The sequence below is a fragment of the Methylobacterium sp. 17Sr1-1 genome (assembly GCF_003173775.1).
Lineage (GTDB): Bacteria > Pseudomonadota > Alphaproteobacteria > Rhizobiales > Beijerinckiaceae > Methylobacterium.
Genome location: NZ_CP029552.1, coordinates 1,506,671 through 1,522,773, shown reverse-complemented (window position 1 = coordinate 1,522,773; position 16,103 = coordinate 1,506,671). Strand labels below are relative to the sequence as shown.

Annotated in this window: 15 protein-coding genes; 12 read left to right on the top strand and 3 right to left on the bottom strand. The window is 71.4% G+C overall.

Annotation, left to right across the window (positions count from 1 at the left end; translation table 11 throughout):
- Positions 1–212 precede the first annotated feature (212 nt).
- Entirely contained in the window at positions 213–2,243 is a 2,031-nt protein-coding gene (gene paaZ / locus DK412_RS06855; RefSeq protein ID WP_109971332.1) for a phenylacetic acid degradation bifunctional protein PaaZ, read from the bottom strand.
- A gap of 372 nt (positions 2,244–2,615) precedes the next feature.
- Between paaZ and DK412_RS06850 the strand changes: the two genes are divergently transcribed.
- From DK412_RS06850 to paaE, 6 genes are all read left to right on the top strand, one after another.
- Entirely contained in the window at positions 2,616–3,485 is an 870-nt protein-coding gene (locus DK412_RS06850) for a PaaX family transcriptional regulator C-terminal domain-containing protein (RefSeq protein ID WP_109971331.1), read from the top strand.
- Between the two features lie 107 nt (positions 3,486–3,592).
- Positions 3,593–4,606 (top strand): 1,2-phenylacetyl-CoA epoxidase subunit PaaA, encoded by a 1,014-nt coding sequence (gene paaA, locus DK412_RS06845; RefSeq protein ID WP_109971330.1) that lies wholly within the window; start codon positions 3,593–3,595, stop codon positions 4,604–4,606.
- Positions 4,607–4,617: 11 nt separating this feature from the next.
- Positions 4,618–4,905, top strand: a complete 288-nt coding sequence (paaB, locus tag DK412_RS06840; RefSeq protein WP_109971329.1) for a 1,2-phenylacetyl-CoA epoxidase subunit PaaB — start codon at positions 4,618–4,620, stop codon at positions 4,903–4,905.
- 303 nt (positions 4,906–5,208) lie between these two features.
- Positions 5,209–5,985 (top strand): 1,2-phenylacetyl-CoA epoxidase subunit PaaC, encoded by a 777-nt coding sequence (gene paaC / locus DK412_RS30890; RefSeq protein ID WP_109971328.1) that lies wholly within the window; start codon positions 5,209–5,211, stop codon positions 5,983–5,985.
- Positions 5,979–6,476, top strand: coding sequence for a 1,2-phenylacetyl-CoA epoxidase subunit PaaD (paaD, locus tag DK412_RS30885; protein WP_109975108.1), 498 nt, complete (start codon positions 5,979–5,981; stop codon positions 6,474–6,476). The genes paaC and paaD overlap by 7 nt, the downstream gene beginning before the upstream one ends.
- Positions 6,477–6,483: 7 nt before the next feature.
- A complete protein-coding gene (gene paaE / locus DK412_RS06825) occupies positions 6,484–7,572 on the top strand; it encodes a 1,2-phenylacetyl-CoA epoxidase subunit PaaE (protein ID WP_109971327.1) in 1,089 nt (362 codons plus the stop codon).
- Positions 7,573–7,575: 3 nt separating this feature from the next.
- Here paaE and DK412_RS06820 read toward each other — a convergent pair whose 3' ends face one another.
- A complete protein-coding gene (locus DK412_RS06820; RefSeq protein ID WP_109975107.1) occupies positions 7,576–8,967 on the bottom strand; it encodes a cytochrome P450 in 1,392 nt (463 codons plus the stop codon).
- 121 nt (positions 8,968–9,088) lie between these two features.
- On the opposite strand from DK412_RS06820, the gene fumC reads away from it, so the two are divergent.
- The 3 genes from fumC (at position 9,089) to DK412_RS06805 (ending at position 11,045) form a co-directional block, all read left to right on the top strand.
- Complete coding sequence (gene fumC, locus DK412_RS06815; protein ID WP_109971326.1) at positions 9,089–10,498, top strand: class II fumarate hydratase; 1,410 nt, start codon at positions 9,089–9,091, stop codon at positions 10,496–10,498.
- Positions 10,499–10,578: 80 nt separating this feature from the next.
- The gene (locus DK412_RS06810) at positions 10,579–10,770 is read left to right on the top strand and encodes a DUF4169 family protein (RefSeq protein ID WP_109971325.1); all 192 of its coding nucleotides are present in this window, start codon (positions 10,579–10,581) and stop codon (positions 10,768–10,770) included.
- Positions 10,767–11,045 carry a ribbon-helix-helix domain-containing protein gene (locus DK412_RS06805; protein WP_245447458.1) on the top strand — a complete coding sequence of 93 codons (279 nt, stop codon included), beginning with the start codon at positions 10,767–10,769 and terminating at the stop codon, positions 11,043–11,045. The genes DK412_RS06810 and DK412_RS06805 overlap by 4 nt, the downstream gene beginning before the upstream one ends.
- Positions 11,046–11,258: 213 nt before the next feature.
- Here the strand turns inward: DK412_RS06805 and DK412_RS06800 are convergent, their stop codons facing one another.
- Positions 11,259–12,086: a folate-binding protein YgfZ gene (locus tag DK412_RS06800; protein ID WP_109971324.1), complete on the bottom strand. Its 828-nt coding sequence runs from the start codon at positions 12,084–12,086 to the stop codon at positions 11,259–11,261.
- A gap of 108 nt (positions 12,087–12,194) precedes the next feature.
- Between DK412_RS06800 and DK412_RS06795 the strand changes: the two genes are divergently transcribed.
- The 3 genes from DK412_RS06795 to DK412_RS06785 all read left to right on the top strand — a co-directional run bounded on the left by DK412_RS06795 (position 12,195) and on the right by DK412_RS06785 (position 16,057).
- Complete coding sequence (locus tag DK412_RS06795) at positions 12,195–13,535, top strand: dihydroorotase (protein WP_109971323.1); 1,341 nt, start codon at positions 12,195–12,197, stop codon at positions 13,533–13,535.
- A 339-nt stretch (positions 13,536–13,874) separates the two neighbouring features.
- Positions 13,875–14,285 (top strand): preprotein translocase subunit SecG, encoded by a 411-nt coding sequence (gene secG / locus DK412_RS06790; RefSeq protein ID WP_109971322.1) that lies wholly within the window; start codon positions 13,875–13,877, stop codon positions 14,283–14,285.
- Positions 14,286–14,428: 143 nt separating this feature from the next.
- Positions 14,429–16,057 carry a CTP synthase gene (locus DK412_RS06785; RefSeq protein WP_109971321.1) on the top strand — a complete coding sequence of 543 codons (1,629 nt, stop codon included), beginning with the start codon at positions 14,429–14,431 and terminating at the stop codon, positions 16,055–16,057.
- Positions 16,058–16,103 lie beyond the last annotated feature (46 nt).

Sequence of the window (16,103 nt, the reverse complement as noted above, 5' to 3'; positions counted from 1 at the left end):
TCACGGGCGCGCCCTCGAACCCTCCCCCCTCTGCGGGGGAGGGTGCCCTGCGAATGCAGGGCGGGAGAGGGGCAGCGCGACGCTGATTCAGCGCACGCCCTTCAGAACGGTTCAGATCTCTCCGGAAGCGGCGTCCCCTCTCCCGCCCGGCTCCGCCGGGCACCCTCCCCCGCAGAGGGAGGAGGGTTCAGAGGCGCTTCTCTCGGCGCCCCTCACGCCCCCCGCATCGCGTTCATCGTCAGCAACTCGTAGGTCGCCGCCGTCTCGCCCGCGGCCGTCTGGATCTCCACGTCCCAGCGCACCTCGCCGTACTGGGCGTTGCGCGGCGACTTCTCCTTGGCGGTGAGCCGCACCCGGATCGCCTCGCCGGGCTGGATCGGCTTGAGGAAGCGCAGGGAATCCAGGCCGTAATTCGCCAGGACCGGGCCCGGATCGGGATCGACGAACAGGCCGGCGGCGAAGGACAGGAGCAGGTAGCCGTGGGCCACCCGGCCGGGGAAGAACGGGTGGCCCTTCGTCGCCTCCTCGCTCATATGGGCGTAGAAGGTGTCGCCGGTGAAATGCGCGAAGTGCTCAATGTCCTGAAGCGTGATCACCCGCTCGGCCGAGTGGAAGCTGCGGCCGATCTCCAGGTCCTCGAAGTGGCAGCGGAACGGATGCTCGGGGACCACCGTCTCCGGCGCGCCCTTGATCCAGCTCTGCGTGATCCGGCTCAGCATCGCGGGCGAGCCCTGGAGCGCCGTGCGCTGCATGTAGTGGTGCAGCGCCCGCACGCCCCCCAGTTCCTCGCCGCCGCCGGCCCGGCCGGGGCCGCCATGCATCATGTGCGGCATCGGCGAGCCGTGGCCGGTCTGCTCCTTGGCACAGTCGCGGTCGAGGACGACGAGGCGGCCGTGATAGGCCCCGACCCCGAAGACCAGTTCCGCCGCCGCCGCCGGATCGTGGGTGTAGAGCGAGGCGACGAGGCTGCCCTCGCCGCGATTGGCGAGCACCGCCGCCTCCTCCAGCCCGTCATAGCCCATCACGGTGCAGACCGGGCCGAAGGCCTCGAGCTGGTGCACCTGCCGGGCCCGGAGCGGATCGGCGCAGTGGAGCAGCAGCGGCGGCAGGAAGGCGCCGGTCTCGGGATCGGCTCCCTCGACGGTGATCCGGCTCGGGTCGCCGAAAACCAACTCGGCTTCCGCCCGCAGCGCCTCGACCCGGGCGAGCACGTCGCGGCGCTGGGACAGGCCCACCACCGGCCCCATCCGTACGCCCTCGCGGGCGGGATCGCCGATCCGCACCGAAGCCAAACGCCGCTGCAACGCCTCGATCACCGCCGGGACGTGGGCGCGGGGCGCCAGCGCCCGGCGGATCGCGGTGCATTTCTGCCCGGCCTTGACCGTCATCTCCTTGGCGACCTCCTTGATGTAGAGGTCGAATTCCGGCGTGCCCGGCCCGGCCTCGGGGCCAAGGATCGCGGCGTTGAGCGAATCGCGCTCGGCGACGAAATGCACCGCCTCGCGGGCGATGACGGGATGACGCTGGAGCCTCTGCGCCGTCTCGGCCGAGCCGGTGAACGACACCACGTCCTGCCCGGTGAGGTGGTCGAACAGGTCGCCGGTCGGCCCGACCACGCATTGCAGCGCGCCGTCCGGCAGGATGCCGGATTCGGCGATCAGCCGCACCAGGGCGTGGGCGACGTAAGCCGTGATCGTGGCGGGCTTCGTCACCACCGGCACGCCGGCGAGGATCGCGGGCGCCAGCTTCTCGAGCAGGCCCCAGCACGGGAAGTTGAAGGCGTTGATGTGGACGGCGCAGCCGGTCCGCGCCGTCATCACGTGGCGCCCGACGAAGCTGCCGCCCCGCGACAGCGGCTCCACCGCCCCGTCGATCAGGAAGGTGGCGTTCGGCAATTCGCGCCGGCCCTTCGAGGCGTAGACGAACAGGGTGCCGATGCCGCCGTCGATGTCGATCAGGTTGTCGGTGCGGGTCGCGCCGGTCTGGTGCGAGAGGGCGTAGAGCCCGTCCCGGCGCTCGTTGAGGTAGGCCGCCAGCCGCTTCAGCATCTCGGCGCGCTGGTGGAAGGTGAGGCGCCGTAAGCCCGGACCGCCGACCCGGCGGGCATGGTCCAGCACCTCGGCCATCGCCACGCCGCCCTGGCCGATCTCGGCCACCACCGCGCCGGTCACGGCGCTGCGGATGCCGGTCCAGTCTCCCCCCGGCGCGATCCAGCGTCCCTGGACGTAGCTCTCCAGCCGCATGGCGTCCCTCCTATCGTTAGTTGGTCATTATTGACCGACCGGCCGGTTGGTCAAGCGGAGGAGTCTCGACAGGATCCTGCGGACGCGGCTATCGGAAGGCCACGTAAAACCAGCGCTGTCCGGACAACCCAGCGGACGAAGATGGCGCGGGATCCCCTCTCCCGAGTGGGAGAGGGGTAGGGGCGATCGAAGATCGCGCAGGGTGGCTCGGTCTCCGCAATAATCCTGAACCTTCGAGCTTCGCAGCTCGACGCTTGGCGACTTATTCTGAAACCGAGCCACCCTCACCCCCGACCCCTCTCCCACTCGGGAGAGGGGAGGTCCCTCGCATCGTTCGCGTCCGGACAGTCCGACGCTCCGCACAGGACCCGGATGCCCGATCTCCTCGCGCCGCTCATCGACCACTTCCACGCCCGCACGCCGATCCGCGCCGGCTCCCTGGTGGTCACGGTCTTCGGCGACGCGGTGGTGCCCCGCGGCGGGGTGCTGTCGCTGGAATCGCTGCTCGCGATCACCCGGGCCTTCCGCATCGGCGACGGGGTGGTGCGCACCGCCCTGTCGCGGCTGGTCGCCGACGGCTGGTTCGAGCGCTGGAAGCTCGGTCGCAACAGCTTCTACCGCCTGACCGGCTCCGGCGCCGCCGCCTTCGCCCGGGCGACCGCCCGGATCTACGGCCCGCCGGCCCCGGCCTGGTCCGGCACCTTCGACCTCCTGCTTCTCGACGGCACCAACGACCTCAGGGCCGAGCTCGCGGGCGCCGGCTACGGCAGCCTCGCGCCAGACCTGATGATCGGATCAAGGCCCGCTGCGGGCGCGGGGGAGGGGGCCGCGGGGGAGGGGGCGTTGCGCCTCGCCGCCCGGCCCGAGGATGCCGCCACCGCCCGCCGCCTCGCCGCCCGCGCCTGGCCGGTGGCGGAGGTGGCCGATCGCTACGCCCGCTTCGCCGCCACCTTCGCGGCGGCGGGGAGGGCCGTGGCGGCGCATCCGCCGGCGGGGCTCGACGCCCTGGTGCTGCGCATCCTCCTGATCCACGAGTACCGCCGCGCCGTGCTCAAGGACCCGCTGCTGCCGGCCGACCTCCTGCCGGAGGACTGGCCCGGCGCCGCGGCGCGGGATCTCTGCGCCGCGCTCTACCGCGCCGTCGCGCCGGCGGCGGAAGCCTGGCTCGACGCCAACGCCACCACCGATTCCGGCCCGCTGCCGCCGGCCGGCGCGGAATTCGCGGCGCGGTTCGCCGCCTGATCGCGGTCCTCCGGCGGGCGTGCCGCACCGCAACGTGTTACGAAAAATCTTGCAAATCAAAAATTCCGTGACATATTGAGATTCAGAACAGTGAGGGAGGCGCGGCCATGTACACGCAGGCCCTGAACGCCAAGGACAGCACGGCCGCGCTCGGCGGCCCCGAGGACGCGGACCGTGCGGCCCGGTTCCAGGCGCGGGTCGATGCCGAGGAGCGCATCGAGCCGAACGACTGGATGCCGGAGGCCTACCGCCGCACGCTGACCCGGCAGATCTCGCAGCACGCCCATTCCGAGATCGTCGGCATGCTGCCGGAGGGCAACTGGATCACCCGGGCGCCGACGCTGAAGCGCAAGGCGGCCCTTCTGGCCAAGGTTCAGGACGAGGCCGGCCACGGGCTCTACCTCTACTCGGCGGCCGAGACCCTCGGCACCAGCCGCGAGGAGATGTTCGAGCAGCTGCTCGCCGGTCGCGCCAAGTATTCCTCGATCTTCAACTACCCGACCCTGACCTGGGCCGATATCGGCGCGATCGGCTGGCTGGTCGATGGGGCGGCGATCATGAACCAGATCCCGCTCTGCCGCTGCTCCTACGGCCCCTACGCCCGCGCGATGATCCGCGTCTGCAAGGAGGAGAGCTTCCACCAGCGCCAGGGCTACGAGATCATGCTGACGCTCTGCCGCGGCACGCCCGAGCAGAAGGCGATGGCGCAGGACGCCCTGAACCGCTGGTGGTGGCCCTGCCTGATGATGTTCGGCCCGCCCGACGCCGAGAGCCAGCATTCCGACCAATCGACGAAGTGGAAGATCAAGCGCTTCTCGAACGACGAGCTGCGCCAGAAATTCGTCGACGCGACGGTGCCGCAGGGCCAGTATCTCGGCCTGACCTTCCCGGATCCCGATCTCGCCTACGACGAGGCGGCCGGCCACTGGCGCTACGGCGCGATCGACTGGGAGGAGTTCAAGCAGGTGCTCGCCGGCAACGGCCCCTGCAACCGCCAGCGCATGAAGCAGCGCCGCGACGCCCACGCCGCCGGCGCCTGGGTGCGCGAGGCGGCGATGGCGCATGCCGAGAAGCGCGCCCGGCGCGCGGCGCAGGCCGCCGCCCTGCCCGAAGCCGCGTGAGGGAGGGACCGATGCCCGAGCAGAAGATCCCGCTCTGGGAGGTGTTCATCCGCTCCCGCAACGGCTTGGCGCACAAGCATGTCGGTTCGCTCCACGCGACCGATCCCGCGATGGCGCTCCAGGCCGCCCGCGACGTCTATACGCGCCGCGGCGAGGGGCTGTCGCTCTGGGTCGTGCCCTCCGCGGCGATCGTCGCCTCGGATCCGGCCGACAAGGACGTGCTGTTCGAGCCCACCGCCTCGAAGATCTACCGGCATCCGACCTTCTACGAGGTGCCGGACGAGGTCGGGCATATGTGAGGGCGCTGTCCGCGCGCTCCAACGTCCAAGGATGGGGCGCGGGTTTCCCCTCTCCCCGCGGGCGGGGAGAGGCCTGAGATCCGAAGGGGCTCAGGGAGCCCGAAGGGCGAGGGTGAGGGGGTCTCGACGAGTGAGACTCCTCCGGAAATCCCCCCTCACCCTCGCTCCGGCTTCACCTCCGCTTGCCGTATCGCCTGAACGGCGACACGGCCCTCTCCCCGCCCGCGGGGAGAGGGGATTCCTGTGCCTCGTCCGTCACCGGCGCGATTGCTTATCCGAGGCCCCCGACTTCCCGAGGCCCCCATGCCCACCACCTCCCTCAGCCTCACCGACACCCCGCTGCTGGCCGGCATCCTGCGACGGGCCGACGACGCGCTGATCCTCGGGCACAGGCTCTCCGAGTGGTGCGGTCACGCGCCGATGCTGGAAGAGGACATCGCGCTCGCCAACATCGCCCTCGACTGCGTCGGCCAGGCCCGCTCCTTCTACGCCTACGCCGCCGAGGTCGCGGGCGACGGACTCTCCGAGGACGACTTCGCCTATCGCCGCGAGGTCGGGCAGTACCGCAACTGCCTGCTCGTCGAGCAGCCGAACGGCGACTTCGCCGGGACGATCGTGCGCCAGGTGCTGTTCTCGGCCTTCATCGATCCGTATTACCGCGCGCTCGCCGGCTCCCGCGACGCGACCCTCGCGGCCATCGCCGCGAAGGCCGAGAAGGAGACCGCCTACCACCTGCGCCATTCCGGCGAATGGCTGATCCGCTTCGGCGACGGCACCGACGAGAGCCATCAGCGCGCCCGCGCCGCCCTCGACGAGCTGTGGCCCTATACCGGCGAGCTGTTCGAGGTCGACCCGGCGGACGCCGCGCTGATCGAGACCGGCACGCTGCCCGACCCGCGCGGCTTACAGGCGGAGTTCGACGCCACCCTCGACCACATCCTGGCCGAGGCCACGCTCACCCGTCCCACGGGCGGCTGGATGCAGAGCGGCGGCCGGGCCGGGCGGCACAGCGAGCATCTCGGCTTCATCCTCTCCGACCTGCAATACCTGCAGCGGGCCCATCCGGGGGCGACCTGGTGACCCCCTCCGACGCCGACCTCGCCCGGCGCGCGCACGACGCGGCCGCGACCGTGTGCGACCCGGAGATCCCGGTCCTCACCATCGCGGATCTCGGCGTCCTGCGCGACGTGACGGTGGCGGGCGGCCGGGTCGAGGTCGCGATCACCCCGACCTATTCCGGCTGCCCGGCGATGGACGTGATCGGGATCGAGGTGCAGACGGCGCTGGCGCAGGCCGGCATCCCGGACGCGCGGGTGCGCCTGGTCCTGTCGCCGGCCTGGACCACCGACTGGATGACGGAGGCCGGCAAGGCCAAGCTCGCCGCCTACGGCATCGCCCCGCCGGCCGGCAAGGCGTCGCGTCGCGCCCTGTTCGGGGAGGAGCGGGTGGCCTGCCCGCATTGCGGCTCGGCCGCGACGGAAAAGGTCTCGGAATTCGGCTCCACCGCCTGCAAGTCGCTGTGGCGCTGCACGGCCTGCCGCGAGCCGTTCGATTACTTCAAGTGCATCTGAGGCGCCGATGACTCCCCGCTTCCATCGCCTGCGCGTCGCCGACATCCGCCGCGAGACCCCGGACGCCGTCTCGATCGCCTTCGCGGTGCCCGAGGATGCGCGCGACGCCTTCGGCTTCGCCTGCGGCCAGTACCTGACCCTGAAGGCGACGGTCGACGGCGAGGAGGTGCGGCGCTCCTACTCGATCTGCTCCGGCGTCGGCGAGACCGAGCTGCGGGTCGCGATCAAGCGCGTCGAGGGCGGGCTCTTTTCCGGCTTCGCCAACGAGGCGATCGCGCCCGGCGACGAGATCGAGGTGATGCCGCCGATGGGCCGCTTCGGCGTCGAGATCCGCCAAGGGAACGAGGGACAATCCGAGGCCCGCACCTTCGTGGGCTTCGCGGCGGGATCCGGGATCACCCCGATCCTGTCGATCATCCGCACCGTGCTCGCGGCCGAGCCGAAGAGCCGCTTCTTCCTCTTCTACGGCAACCGTGCCACCGGCTCGATCCTGTTCCGCGAGGCGCTGGAGAGCCTGAAGGACCGCTTCCTCGACCGGTTGTCCGTCTTCCACGTCCTGTCGCGCGAGACGCAGGACCTCTCGGTCCTCAACGGCCGCCTCGACGGCGAGAAGGCGGCCCTGTTCCTGCGCACCATCGTGCCGGCGTCCCTCGTCGACCACGCCTTCGTGTGCGGCCCGGGCGAGATGATCGACGCGGTCGAGGGCGCTCTGCTCGGTCTCGGCCTGCCGCGCGAGCGCGTCCATGTCGAGCGCTTCACGCCCTCGGAGCCGGGCCGGACCCGCGCCGCCCGCCCGGTCTCCGCGACGGCGGCGCCGGCCGCGCTCGCCACGGTGATCACCGACGGCATCGCCACCGAGGTGCCGGTCGCCGAGGGCGAGGCTGTGCTCGACGCGGCGATCCGCGCCGGCCTCGACCTGCCCTATTCGTGCCGGGGCGGGATGTGCTGCACCTGCCGCGCCAAGGTGGTGGACGGCAGCGTCGACATGGCGGTGAACTACTCGCTCGAACCCTGGGAGGTCGAGGCCGGCTTCGTCCTCACCTGCCAGGCCCGGCCGACCTCCGGGCGGGTGACGGTGGATTTCGATCAGGTGTGAGCCTTACCCCCGCGCCGTCACCCGCATCCGCAGCCCGTCCTGCGGCCGCAGCGTGACCCGGTGCAGCGGCACCACCGGCCCGGCCTCCGGCGCCCGGTCGAGGCGCACCGCGTGGAGCACGTGGGCGAGTACCAGGGTCGCCTCCATCAGGGAAAAGCTCGCGCCGATGCAGACCCGCGGCCCCGCCCCGAACGGCAGGTAGGCGTAGCGGTCGATGCGGGCGCGGTTCTCCGGCAGGAAGCGCTCGGGAATGAAGGCGTCGGGCTCGTCCCACAGCCGGCGATGGCGGTGCAGCACGTAAGGAGCCACCGTCACCAGCGAGCCGCGGGGGATCTTGATCCGCCCGATCCGGTCCTCGGCGAGCGCCTGCCGGCTCATGAACGGCACCGGCGGGAACAGGCGCATCGCCTCCTCCAGGGCCGCCTTGGCCCGGGGCAGGGCGTCCATGCCAGGGGCCGGATTCTCCGCGAAGGCGGCATCGACCTCGGCCTCGACCGCCTCGCGGGCGGCCTCGTCCTGCGACAGGCAGTAGAGCGTCCAGGTCAGCGCGTTGGCGGTGGTCTCGTGGCCCGCGCCGATGAAGGTGACGATGTTGGCCCGCACCTCCAGGTCGGACAGGCCGCGCCCGGTCTCCGGATCCTGCGCCTTGAGAAGGAGGGTGAGGAGGTCGTGAGGCGCCTCCTCGCCCGAGGTGACGAGCGCCCGGCGGCGCTCGATCAATTCGTCCACCACCTCGGCGAAGAAGCGGAGCGCCGGCCGCGCCTTGAGGCGGCCGATCCGCGGCAGCCAGTCCGGCATGCCGAACACGTCGAGGGGGTCGATCGGCCCGAGCGCCTCGAAGTAGCGGGTGATGGCGCGCCCGAGCGCGTCGGGCTCCCGCGCCAGGCCGTGGGTGAAGATGGTGCGCTCGAGCACGTCGAGGGTGACGCGGGTCATCTCGAGCGCCGCGTCGACGCTCTGGCCGTCGCGCTTCTTCAGCCGGCGGGCGAGGCGGGCGGCGGCCTCGCCCATCGGGGCCTCGAAGCGGGCGACGTGGCGGGGTGAGAAGATCGGCGCCAGCGTGCGCCGCTGGAGGCGCCACTCGTCGCCCTCGGCGGTGAGCAGCCCGTTGCCGAGACCCGGCGCCAGCACCCGGCGCTGCAGGTCGTCCTTGCGGTAATTGGCGGCGTTGTCGACCAGCACGTGGCGGATCGCCGCCGGCTCGCTCACCACCGTGACGCGGCCGAGCGCGCCCTCGCCGGTGACGATCGGCTGCTCGAAATGTTCCTCGTACCAGGTGGTCAGCGGGTTGGCGCGGGCGGCGCGCAGGAAGCTGAACAGTCCCATCGGCTCGGTGCGCGGGCGGGGCACGGCGGGACGGAAGGGGGCGGCCACGGCCGCCGCAGGCGAGGGCATCCGGACTCCTTCGAGGAACGGGCGCGATTTCGGGAGGGGTGATTCGATGCCCGCCAGGGCATCGCGCTTGGCCCGCTCTTGGCTTAAGTAGGCGCCGTTTCGCACCGCCAAAGAGGCCAAGATGTCGCCGACCGAGAAAGCCACCCGCACGGAATCCGACACGTTCGGGCCGATCGAAGTCCCGGCGGACCGCTACTGGGGCGCCCAGACCCAGCGCTCGATCCAGAATTTCCGCATCGGCACCGAGCGGATGCCCGCCCCCCTCGTCCACGCGCTCGGCCTCGTCAAGCAGGCCGCCGCGCTGGTGAACCGCGACCTCGGCGTGCTCGATCCGAAGGTCGCCGAGGCGGTCGCGGCGTCGGCCGCCGAGGTGGTCGAGGGCAAGCACGACGGCGAGTTCCCGCTGGTGGTCTGGCAGACCGGCTCGGGCACCCAGTCGAACATGAACGCCAACGAGGTCATCGGCAGCCTCGCCAACGAGCGGCTCGGCGGCAAGCGCGGCGGCAAGTCGCCGGTGCATCCGAACGACCACGTCAACCGCGGCCAGTCCTCGAACGACGTCTTCCCGACCGCGATGCACATCGCGGTGGCGCGCGAGATCAACGACCGTCTGATGCCGGCGCTCCGGCACCTGCACGGCGCCCTCGACGCCAAGGCCAAGGAATTTGGCGAGATCGTCAAGATCGGCCGCACCCACCTCCAGGATGCGACCCCGGTCACGCTCGGCCAGGAATTCTCCGGCTACGCCGCGCAGGTGGCGCTCGGCGGCGCCCGCGTCGGCGCGACGCTGCCGGGCGTGCTGGCGCTGGCGCAGGGCGGCACCGCCGTCGGCACCGGCCTCAACGCGCATCCCGAGTTCGCAGAGAAATTCGCCGCCAAGGTGGCGGAGCTGACCGGGCTGCCCTTCACCTCGGCCGAGAACAAGTTCGAGGCGCTGGCGACCCACGACGCCCTGGTCTTCACCCAAGGCGCGCTCAACGCGCTGGCGAGCGGCCTGTTCAAGATCGCCAACGACATCCGCCTGATGGGCTCCGGCCCGCGCTCGGGCCTCGGCGAGATCTCGCTGCCCGAGAACGAGCCCGGCTCCTCGATCATGCCCGGCAAGGTCAACCCGACCCAGGCCGAGGCGATGACGATGGTGTGCTGCCAGGTGATCGGCAACGGCACCACCGTGTCGATGGCCGGCAGCCAGGGCCACCTCGAGCTCAACGTCTACAAGCCGGTGATCGCCAACGCGGTGCTGCAATCGGTGCGGCTCATCGCCGACGCGGCGGTGAGCTTCGCCGACAATTGCGTCGTCGGCATCAAGCCGAACCACGACCGCATCGCCGACCTGATGAGCCGCTCGCTGATGCTCGTCACCGCGCTCGCGCCGACCATCGGCTACGACAAGGCCGCCGAGATCGCCAAGACCGCGCACAAGAACGGCACCACGCTCAAGCAGGAGGCGCTCCGCCTCGGCTACGTCACCGAGGCGCAGTTCGACGCGGTGGTGCGCCCGGAGGACATGCTGGCGCCGAGCGCGGAATAACCGCAAGCTGACATCCGCCCCGCGCAGCTTATCCCGGCGCGGGGCGTTGTCCCACTGGCGGGGGTGCGGAGGATCGGGTCATGGCCGAGATCATCAACCTGAAGCAGGTGCGCAAGGCCCGCGAGCGGGCCGCCAAGGAGGCGAAGGCGACCGAGAACCGGGTCGTCTTCGGCCGCCCGAAGGTGGCGAAGACCCGCGAGGAGGCCCGCAAGAGCCTGGAAACCGCCCGGCACGAGGGCCACCGGCTGAACACCCCCGACCCCGAGGCGTGAGCCCGGAGGACGGTCCGCCGCCGGGCCCTCTGCCCGAGGGCGGCCTGCTCAAGCGCTCGCTCGTCATCGCCGGCCACCGCACCAGCGTCTCCCTCGAGGCGGCGTTCTGGGAGGCCTTGCGTCGGCTCGCCCTGGCGCGCGGGCTCTCGGTCCAGGCGCTGGTCGGGCGGATCGACGCGGAACGGGGCGAGCAGAACCTGTCGTCGGCGATCCGGGTCTTCGTGCTGCGGGCGGTGTGGCCGGGGGAGGGAGCTGACGGCTCGGCTGAGGCCTGACCAAGCGCCCCCGCTTTTCATACCCTCCGCGTCATTCCGGGGCCGCGAAGCGGAGCCCGGAATCCAGACACTCAGGTTGTTCAGAAGGAAACGGAGAGCATTCCGCCTGATCCTGGACCATCCGCGGTTCTGGATCCCGGGCCCCGCGTCGCGGCCCCGGGATGACGCGGAGCATGTCAGGTACGTGGTAAGAGATTTTGGATTTCTGCCGGCTCACACCGGCCACGCGAAACTCGCGAAAGCCGGCTTCTCGACCGCCACCGCCCGCCCACCCGCGAGCACCGTCTCCCCCGCCGCCAGCGCTTCGCCGAGGCGATCGATGCGAAGCATCGCCAGCCCGCGCGATCCCGTGCCACTGCCGGTCTGGCCCAGGCTGCGCTCGCCGGCCGTGACCGGCTCGCCGCTCGGGGCCGCCTCGCCGTCGCGATAGGCGAGCGGGACGATGCGGGTGCGGGCGGTGCCGCGGTGCTGCATCCGCGACACCACCTCCTGGCCGACGTAGCAGCCCTTCTTGAAGTCGACGCCGCCGAGCTGGTCCATCAGCGCCTCGTGCGGGAAGGCGTCACCGAGCGCGAAGTCCACCCCGCCCTCCGGCACGCCGAGGCCGATGCGGTGGGCCGCGTAGGCCGCCGCGTCGGCATCCGCTGCGGGCGCTTCGCCCTCGGGCACGTGGAGGCGCCAGCCAAGATCGGGAAGACGCCCGTCGCGCAGCGCGGCGAAGGGCGCGTCCGCACCCCAGCCCGCCGCCACCGCGAGCGGCAGCGCCTGGACCGCGACCTGGGCCCGGAGCTTGTAGAGCGTCAGGCGCTTGACGAGGTCCGGCACCCGGTCGCGGGCAACGTCCAGGTGAAACCCGTCCGGCGCCCGGCTCGCCAGGAAGTCGAACAGGATCTTGCCCTGCGGGCTCAAGAGCGCGCCGAGGCGGGCCTCGCCCTCGGGCAGGGTCTCGACGTTGCAGGTCAGCAGACCCTGGAGGAAGCTCGACACGTCGGCGCCGGTGACGGCCACGACGGCACGGTCCGGCAGGAGGGCAAGCGGCATCGGGGGTCCTTTGCTTGAACCGCGGGCGGGGCTGACATAAGCCGCCTGCGCCCGGCCCTCAATCGGGGCACCGGGTGAACGCGGATCGCGCACGAGGAGAACCCGACGATGAGCCAGAGCTTCGACCTCCTCCTGCGCGGCGGCACCGTGGTCAACCACGACGGCGAGGGTCTGGCCGATATCGGGGTGACGGCCGGGCGCGTCGCCGCGATCGGCGACCTGTCGCGGGCTGACGCCGGCCGCACCCTGGATTGCCGCGGCCTCCACCTCCTGCCCGGCGTGATCGACAGCCAGGTCCATTTCCGCGAGCCGGGCCTCGACCACAAGGAGGACCTGGAGACCGGCTCGCGCGCCGCCGTGATGGGCGGCGTCACCACGGTGTTCGAGATGCCGAACACCGTGCCGCAGACCACGAGCCCCGACGCGCTCGACGACAAGCTGAAGCGCGCGCATCACCGGATGCATTGCGACTTCGCGTTCTGGGTCGGCGGCACGCACGAGAACGCGAAGGATGTCGCCGAGCTGGAGCGTCTGCCGGGCGCCGCCGGGATCAAGGTGTTCATCGGCTCCTCCACCGGCTCGCTCCTCGTCGAGGACGATGCCGGCATCACCGAGATCCTGAAGCGCACCCGCCGCCGCTCGGCCTTCCACGCCGAGGACGAGGCGATGCTGCGCGAGCGCAAGGGCCTGCGGGTGCCGGGCGATCCGTCCTCGCATCCGGTCTGGCGCTCGCCGGAAGCCGCGCTGAAGGCCACCGAGCGGTTGGTGCGCATCGCCCGCGAGACGGGAGCCCGCATCCACATCCTGCACATCTCGACCAAGGAGGAGATGCGCTACCTCAGCCAGCACAAGGACGTGGCGACCTGCGAGCTGACGCCGCACCACCTCACCCTCGACGGGGACGAGGCCTATGCCCGCCTCGGCACGCTGGTGCAGATGAACCCGCCGGTGCGCGACGTGAGCCATCGCGACGGGCTGTGGTGGGGCCTGTCGCAAGGCGTCGCCGACGTGCTCGGCTCCGACCACGCGCCGCACACGCTGGAAGAGAAGCGGAAGGCCTATCCGGATTCGCCCTCCGGCATGACCGGCGTGCAGACCCTGGTGCCGGTGATGCTCGACCACGTCGCCGCGGGCCGGCTGTCGCTCCAGCGCTTCGTCGACCTGACCAGCGCCGGCCCGAAACGCATCTTCGGCATCGCCCGAAAGGGGCGGCTGGCAGTGGGCTACGACGCCGACGTGACGGTGGTGGACCTCAAGCGCCGCGAGACCATCACCAACGCCTGGATCGCCTCGAAATGCGGCTGGACGCCCCATGACGGCCGCGCGGTCACCGGCTGGCCGGTCGGCACGGTGGTGCGCGGGCAGGCGGTGATGTGGGAGGGCACGCTCACCGAGCCGTCGCAGGGCGAGGCGGTGCGGTTCGAGGAGGGGTTCCCGGCGCGGGGGTGAGGCGCGACGCCCAACCCTCCCCCCTCTGCGGGGGAGGGTGGTCCCTGCGTCAGCAGGGGCCGGGAGAGGGGCAGCGCGACGCTGATCCAGCACGCGCCCTTCAGGACGGTTCAGTCCTCTCCGGAAGCGTCGTCCCCTCTCCCGGCCTGCTTCGCAGGCCACCCTCCCCCGCGGAGGGGGGAGGGTTCATCCCGCGCCTTCGCGAAGCCTCAATCCGCTCCCCACCCTTGGCGTCGGCGCACTTCTCGTATAGGAGCGCCCGGAATTGGAGGTCCGGACGCGTCCGCGTGCCGGCCGTTGCCACGTTGGCGGCCCGATGAGGGCCGGCCCGGAAGCCCGATGCAGACCGTCCTGATCGTCGTCCACCTGATCATCGTCCTCGCCCTGATCGGCGTGGTGCTGCTGCAGCGCTCCGAGGGCGGCCTCGGCCTCGGCGGTGGGGGCGGCACGCAGGGCTTCATGACCGGCCGCGGCCAGGCCAACGCGCTCACCCGCGCCACCGCGATCCTGGCGGCCCTGTTCTTCGCCACCAGCATGATCCTGGCCATCATGTCGCACCGGGGCGCCGGGCCGCGCTCGATCTTCGACGGGGCCGGCACCCGGGCCCCGGCGGGCCAGACCGGCACCCCGCCGGCCGGCAACGTCCTCGACCAGCTGCGCCAGCAGCAGGGCGACGCGCCCGCGACCCAAGGTTCCGCGCCGGCCACCCCGGCGGCGCCGGCCGCCCCCGCGGCGCCGCAGTCGCGCTGACATCGAGTCCGGCGGCGCGCTCGGCGCCGCCCCTCCGGTTTCGAAAATTCCTGTGAGTCCGGCCGGCCCTGCCGCCCGGACATGACCCCGTTGAGCTGACGGCGTTTGGCAACAAGGCCACGCCTGTGTATGGAGCGAGTCCCATGACGCGGTATGTCTTCATCACCGGCGGCGTGGTCTCCTCGCTCGGCAAGGGCCTCGCTTCCGCCGCCCTCGCGGCCCTGCTCCAGGCCCGCGGCTACAAGGTCCGCCTGCGCAAGCTGGACCCCTACCTCAACGTCGATCCGGGCACGATGAGCCCGACGCAGCACGGCGAGGTCTTCGTCACCGACGACGGCGCCGAGACCGATCTCGATCTCGGCCATTACGAGCGCTTCACCGGCGTGCCGGCGACGCGGGCCGACAACATCACCACCGGCCGGATCTACCTCGACATCATCACCAAGGAGCGCCGGGGCGACTATCTCGGCGCCACCATCCAGGTGATCCCGCACGTCACCAACGCCATCAAGGAATTCGTCCTCGACGGCAACGACGCCTACGACTTCGTGCTGGTCGAGATCGGCGGCACCGTCGGCGACATCGAGGGCCTGCCGTTCTTCGAGGCGATCCGCCAGCTCGGCCAGGAGCTGCCGCGGGGCACCTGCGCCTACGTCCACCTGACGCTCCTGCCCTACATCCCGTCCGCGGGCGAACTGAAGACCAAGCCGACCCAGCACTCGGTGGCGGAACTCCGCTCGATCGGCATCCAGCCCGACATCCTGCTCTGCCGCTGCGACCGGGCGATCCCGCGCGAGGAGCGCCGCAAGCTGGCCCAGTTCTGCAACGTGCGCGAATCGGCGGTGATCGAGGCGCGGGACGTCGGCACGATCTACGAGGTGCCGCTCTCCTACAAGGAGGAGGGCCTGGACCGCGAGGTGCTGGCGCATTTCGGCCTCGAGACCGGCCCCGAGCCGAAGCTCGACCGCTGGCGCGACATCGTCGGCCGGATCAAGAGCCCGGAGGGCGAGGTCTCGATCGCCATCGTCGGCAAGTACACGGGCCTCAAGGACGCCTACAAGTCGCTGATCGAGGCGCTGAGCCACGGCGGCATCGCCAACCGGGTCAAGGTCAACCTGGAATGGATCGAGGCCGAGGTGTTCGAGCGCGAGGATCCGGGCCCGTTCCTGGAGGGCCTCAACGGCATCCTGGTGCCGGGCGGCTTCGGCCAGCGCGGGGCGGAAGGAAAGATCCGCGCTGCCCGCTACGCCCGCGAGCGCAAGATCCCGTATTTCGGCATCTGCTTCGGCATGCAGATGGCGGTGGTCGAGGCGGCGCGCTCGCTTGCCGACATTCCCGACGCCAACTCGACCGAGTTCGGCCCGACGCCGGAGCCGGTGGTCGGTCTGCTGACCGAGTGGATGCGCGGCAACGAGCTCGAGCGCCGCATCGCCGAGGGTGATCTCGGCGGCACGATGCGGCTCGGCTCCTACACGGCGGCGCTGGCGCCCGATTCGCAGATCGCCAAGATCTACGGCGGCACCCGCATCGCCGAGCGCCACCGCCACCGCTACGAGGTCAACATGGCCTATCGCGAGCGGCTGGAGGCCAGGGGCATGCGCTTCGCCGGCCTGTCGCCGGACGGGCTCCTGCCGGAGACCGTCGAGGTGGTGGGCCACCCATGGTTCATCGGCGTGCAGTTCCACCCGGAGCTGAAGTCGCGGCCGTTCGAGCCGCACCCGCTGTTCCAGAGCTTCGTGGCGGCCGCGATCGAGCAGAGCCGGCTGGTCTGACGACCCGCATCCGGACGGGTCCGTCCGGACCAACATAGGTTGTCGC